Here is a 4,099-nt window from a genome sequence, read left to right as displayed (position 1 = left end):
AGTAGGTGGCGAGGTCGCCGGGGTCGGAGATCTCCTCGGGCTTGCGCGCCATGAGCGACGACCATTCCCGGTCGAAGTCGATGAGCTGCTGGGCGACGGGCTGCCGTTCCGACGAGTACGTGTCGAGCAACGTCTCGGGGCTGAGACCTGTCAGCACGGAGCCGAGCTTCCAGCCCAGGTTGAAGCCGTCCTGCATCGACACGTTCATGCCCTGCCCGGCCTTTGCACTGTGCGTGTGGCACGCGTCACCGGTGAGGAACACCCGGGGCGAGCGCGACCCGTCGTCGGGCACGTCGTCGAAACGGTCGGTCACGCGGTGTCCCACCTCGTAGACGCTGTGCCACGCGACATCCTTCACGTCGATCGAGTACGGATGCAGGATCTCGTTGGCCCGACGGATGACGTCCTCGATGGGCGTCTGACGCACGCGGTGGTCGTCATCGGCGGCGACCTCGCCGAGATCGATGTACATGCGGCTGAGGTAGCCGCCCTCGCGCGGGATGTGCAGGATGTTGCCGGCCTCGGAGTTGATCGCGCACTTCACGCGCCAGTCGGGGAAGTCGGTCTCGACGAGCACGTCCATGACCCCCCAGGCGTGGGCCGAGATGCCGCCCAGGTGGCGGCGGCCGATCGCCTCGCGCACCTGGCTGCGGGCGCCGTCGCAGCCGACGACGTACTTCGCGCGCACGGTGCGGGCGCCCTCGGCGGTACGCAGCTCGACGGCGAGCGGATACTCCTCGGCGTCGTCGCGGGTGAGGCCGGCGAACTCGACGCCGAAGTCGGGAACGATGCGGCCGGGGCCGGCGGCGGCGGCCTCGGCGAAGTAGTCGAGCACGCGCGCCTGGTTGACGATGAGGTGCGGGAACTCGCTGATGTCGAAGGCGTAGTCGGCCGTGCGGGAGCGCCGCACGATGCGGGTGGGATCGTCGGGGTCGGGTCCCCAGAAGTTCATCCAGCCGATGTTGTAGGCCTCGGCCACGATGCGCTCGGCGAACCCGAAGGCCTGGAACGTCTCGACGCTGCGCGGCTGGATGCCGTCGGCCTGGCCGAGCACGAGGCGTCCCTCCCGCTTCTCGACGATGCGGGTCACGACGCTCGGGTACTGCGAGAGCTGGGCGGCGAGGAGCATGCCCGCGGGGCCCGACCCGACGATGAGCACGTCGACGGCGTCGGGGAGATCGGCGGGCCGGTCGAGGCCGATGCCGGCGGCGGGCTGCACCCGCGGGTCGGTGGACACGTAACCGTGGTGGTGGAACTGCATCGTCTTCGATCCCTTCCTGCGACATCGACGTCGAGGGTGTGGACGGCGGGGCGCTCGCGCGCTATGTTCTATATTCGAACACGCCGTTCTACTATTGAATGGATCGTATACGACGACGTCCGGCGCCCACAAGGGAACGGCGACGAGAGGATGCCGCATGCCCCCCGAGAGCGCCCGCGATCAGCCCGCCTCGCAGACCCTCAGCCGCGGCATCCGCGTGCTCGAGGTGCTCGCCGAGGCGACCGGTCCGCTCTCGATCGACGAGGTCGCCGCGCGACTCGGCGTGCACCGTTCGGTCGCCTACCGGCTCGTGCGCACCCTCGAGGACCACGCACTCGTCGTGCGGGACGCCGGCGGCAGGCTCGCCCTCGGCGCCCGGCTCGCCGCGCTCGCCTCGCGGGTCTCCGCCGACCTGCAGGCCGAGGCACTGCCCGAGCTCACCGCCGTCGCCAACGAGCTCGGCATGACGTGCTTCCTCGCGGTGCACGACCGCGACGAGTGCGTCACCCTCGCCAGCGTCGAACCGCGCCACGCCGTCGCCTCGGTCGCCCAGCGGCCGGGCGCCCGTCACGCCGTGACCGTCGGCGCACCCGGCAAGGCGATCCTCGCGCAGCTCGCCCCCGGCGAATGGCCCCGCGGCGCCTCCGACGCGCTGCGCGACCAGGTGCGCGCCGCCGGCGAACGCGGATACGCGACGAGCGCCGACGAGGTCATCCCGACCGTGCAGGCCGTCGCCGTGCCGCTCGCCCTGCGCGGACGGCCCGCCGCTGCCATAGCCGTCGTGCACGTCGCCAGCCCCGACGACCCCGAGCCGATCGCCCGGCGCCTCGAGCGGTGCGCCGCGGCGATCCGCTCGGCCCTCGACGGCTGACGGATCAGCGCGCGGCGGGAGTCACCAGGCGGAACACCTCGACGACGCCCGGTCGGGCGCGACGACGAGGCCCGCACGCCGACTCCTCGGACGTGCGGGCCTCGTCGCGGAGCGCGTCAGCCGCGCGCCGCTCCGTAGATCGGGCTCTTCGCCTGCTCGGCCTCATGCTCGGGGCCGAGTGGGATGCCGCTGCGATCGCGCAAGAGGAGCGTCGCGATCAGGCCGATCACCGTCATGCCGGCGAGGTAGACCGTGACCGACAGGGTCGAGCCGGTGGCCTGCACGAGCGCCGTCGCAATGGTCGGAGCGAACGCGCCACCGAGGATCGCGCCGAGCGCGTACGAGATCGACACCCCGGAGAAACGGATCGAGGCGGGGAACAGCTCGGAGTACAGGGCCGCCTGAGGACCGTAGGTGAACCCCAGTCCGATCGTGAGGATGGCGAGTCCGAGGAACAGAGCGCCCACGCTGCCGCTGTTCACGAGCGGGAACAGGGTGAAGACGCCGACAAGCTGGGCGACCCATCCGATGATGTAGGTGGTGCGACGCCCGATGCGGTCGCTGAGCCATCCCGCGACCCACGTGGCGATGAGCCATGTGACAGCGGATCCGGCGACCGCCCAGAGCACCGGTTCACGGTCGAGCGCGATCGGACCCTTCGGGTCGGTGGCGTAGTTCTGGATGTAGCCGCCGGTCGTCATGTACCCGACCGCGTTGTTGCCGGCGAAGACGAGCGCCGCGATGATGACGAGCAGGGCGTGACGCCGGAACAGCTGCACGATGGGCATGCGCGTCTGCTCCTTGCGCTCGGCGATCTCGACGAAGACCGGGCTCTCCTCGACACGACGACGCACCCAGTAGCCGATGAAGATGAGCACGATGCTGAGCAGGAACGGCACTCGCCATCCCCACGCGAGGAATGCGTCCCCGCGTGCGATGAGCGCCATCAGGGCCATCACGCCGGAGGCGAGCAGAAGCCCGATCGGCACGCCGATCTGGGGCGAGGCCCCGAAGAGACCGCGCTTCGTGCGCGGCGCGTGCTCGACGGCCATCAGGACGGCACCACCCCATTCGCCTCCGGCGGAGATGCCCTGCAGGACGCGGAGCAGGATGAGGATGAGCGGCGCGCCGATCCCGATCGCCGAGTACGTCGGCAGAAGTCCGATGAGCGCCGTCGCGGCGCCCATCAGGATGAGCGTGAGCACGAGCACGCGGCGACGGCCGATGCGATCGCCGAAATGGCCCGCGAGGAATGCTCCGAGCGGACGGAACAGGAAGCTGATCCCCACCGTGAGGAACGAGAGGATCGTGGCGACGCCGGCACCGGCCGGCTTGAAGAACAGCTCGCCGAACACGAGCGCGGCGGCCGAGGCGTAGATGAAGAAGTCGTACCACTCGACCGTGGTGCCGACGACTGTGGCGAAGACGACGCGTCGACGGTCGACCGCCGACGCGATGGTTCCGGTGGGCGTCAAGCCCTGCTGTGCTTCTGCGCTCATGCGCGGTGACTCCTTCGTCAAGGGGACTTCATCGTCTCCGGCAGCGTGATGGTGCGGCTTGCCGGTGTGCGGTTGATCATATACGATTTCGAATACGACGCAAGAGCGAGGGAGCTCATGACTCACGACACCGATACCGCGGCCGATCCGCGGTTCGCGGCACTGCCGACGAGGCCTGGCAAGGTCATCGCCGTGCACCTCAGCTACGCGTCCCGCGCCGACCAGCGGGGCCGCCGGCCTGCGCAGCCGAGCTACTTCCTGAAGCCGTCGAGCACCCTCGCCCCCACCGACGGCGTGCTCGTGCGCCCCGCCGGCACCGAGCTGCTCGCCTTCGAGGGCGAGATCGCGCTCGTGATCGGCACCCCCGCCCACCGGGTGACGCTCGCCGACGCCTGGGCGCACGTCGGGTGGGTCACCGCCTCGAACGACGTCGGCGTGTACGACCTCCGCGCCGTCGACAAGGGATCC

4 protein-coding genes are annotated in these 4,099 nt (G+C 70.3%); 2 read left to right on the top strand and 2 right to left on the bottom strand.

All coding sequences use genetic code 11. From position 1 onward, the window contains the following. Positions 1-1,261 (bottom strand): FAD-dependent monooxygenase (locus tag ASG00_RS06965; protein ID WP_235559405.1); only part of this gene is annotated, 1,261 nt, incomplete at its 3' end. Between the two features lie 157 nt (positions 1,262-1,418). Here ASG00_RS06965 and ASG00_RS06960 point away from each other — a divergent pair. Beyond that, entirely contained in the window at positions 1,419-2,132 is a 714-nt protein-coding gene (locus tag ASG00_RS06960) for an IclR family transcriptional regulator (RefSeq protein WP_056207887.1), read from the top strand. A 116-nt stretch (positions 2,133-2,248) separates the two neighbouring features. On the opposite strand, the gene ASG00_RS06955 is transcribed toward ASG00_RS06960, so the two are convergent. Beyond that, positions 2,249-3,631, bottom strand: coding sequence for an MFS transporter (locus ASG00_RS06955; protein ID WP_056207883.1), 1,383 nt, complete (start codon positions 3,629-3,631; stop codon positions 2,249-2,251). Positions 3,632-3,748: 117 nt separating this feature from the next. On the opposite strand from ASG00_RS06955, the gene ASG00_RS17545 reads away from it, so the two are divergent. Continuing rightward, positions 3,749-4,099: fumarylacetoacetate hydrolase family protein (locus tag ASG00_RS17545; RefSeq protein ID WP_235559404.1), on the top strand; the 351-nt coding region annotated here is incomplete at its 3' end.

The sequence above is a fragment of the Microbacterium sp. Leaf351 genome, assembly GCF_001423825.1.
Lineage (GTDB): Bacteria > Actinomycetota > Actinomycetes > Actinomycetales > Microbacteriaceae > Microbacterium > Microbacterium ginsengisoli.
Note: the sequence above shows the minus strand (reverse complement) of the source record. Positions and strands in the feature narration are given on the sequence as shown.

Bases quoted from the DNA above. Each gene is read 5' to 3' on its own strand.
- ASG00_RS06955 (WP_056207883.1), bottom strand. From the start codon at position 3,631: ATGAGCGCAGAAGCACAGCAGGGCTTGACGCCCACCGGAACCATCGCG.
- ASG00_RS06960 (WP_056207887.1), top strand. From the start codon at position 1,419: ATGCCCCCCGAGAGCGCCCGCGATCAGCCCGCCTCGCAGACCCTCAGC.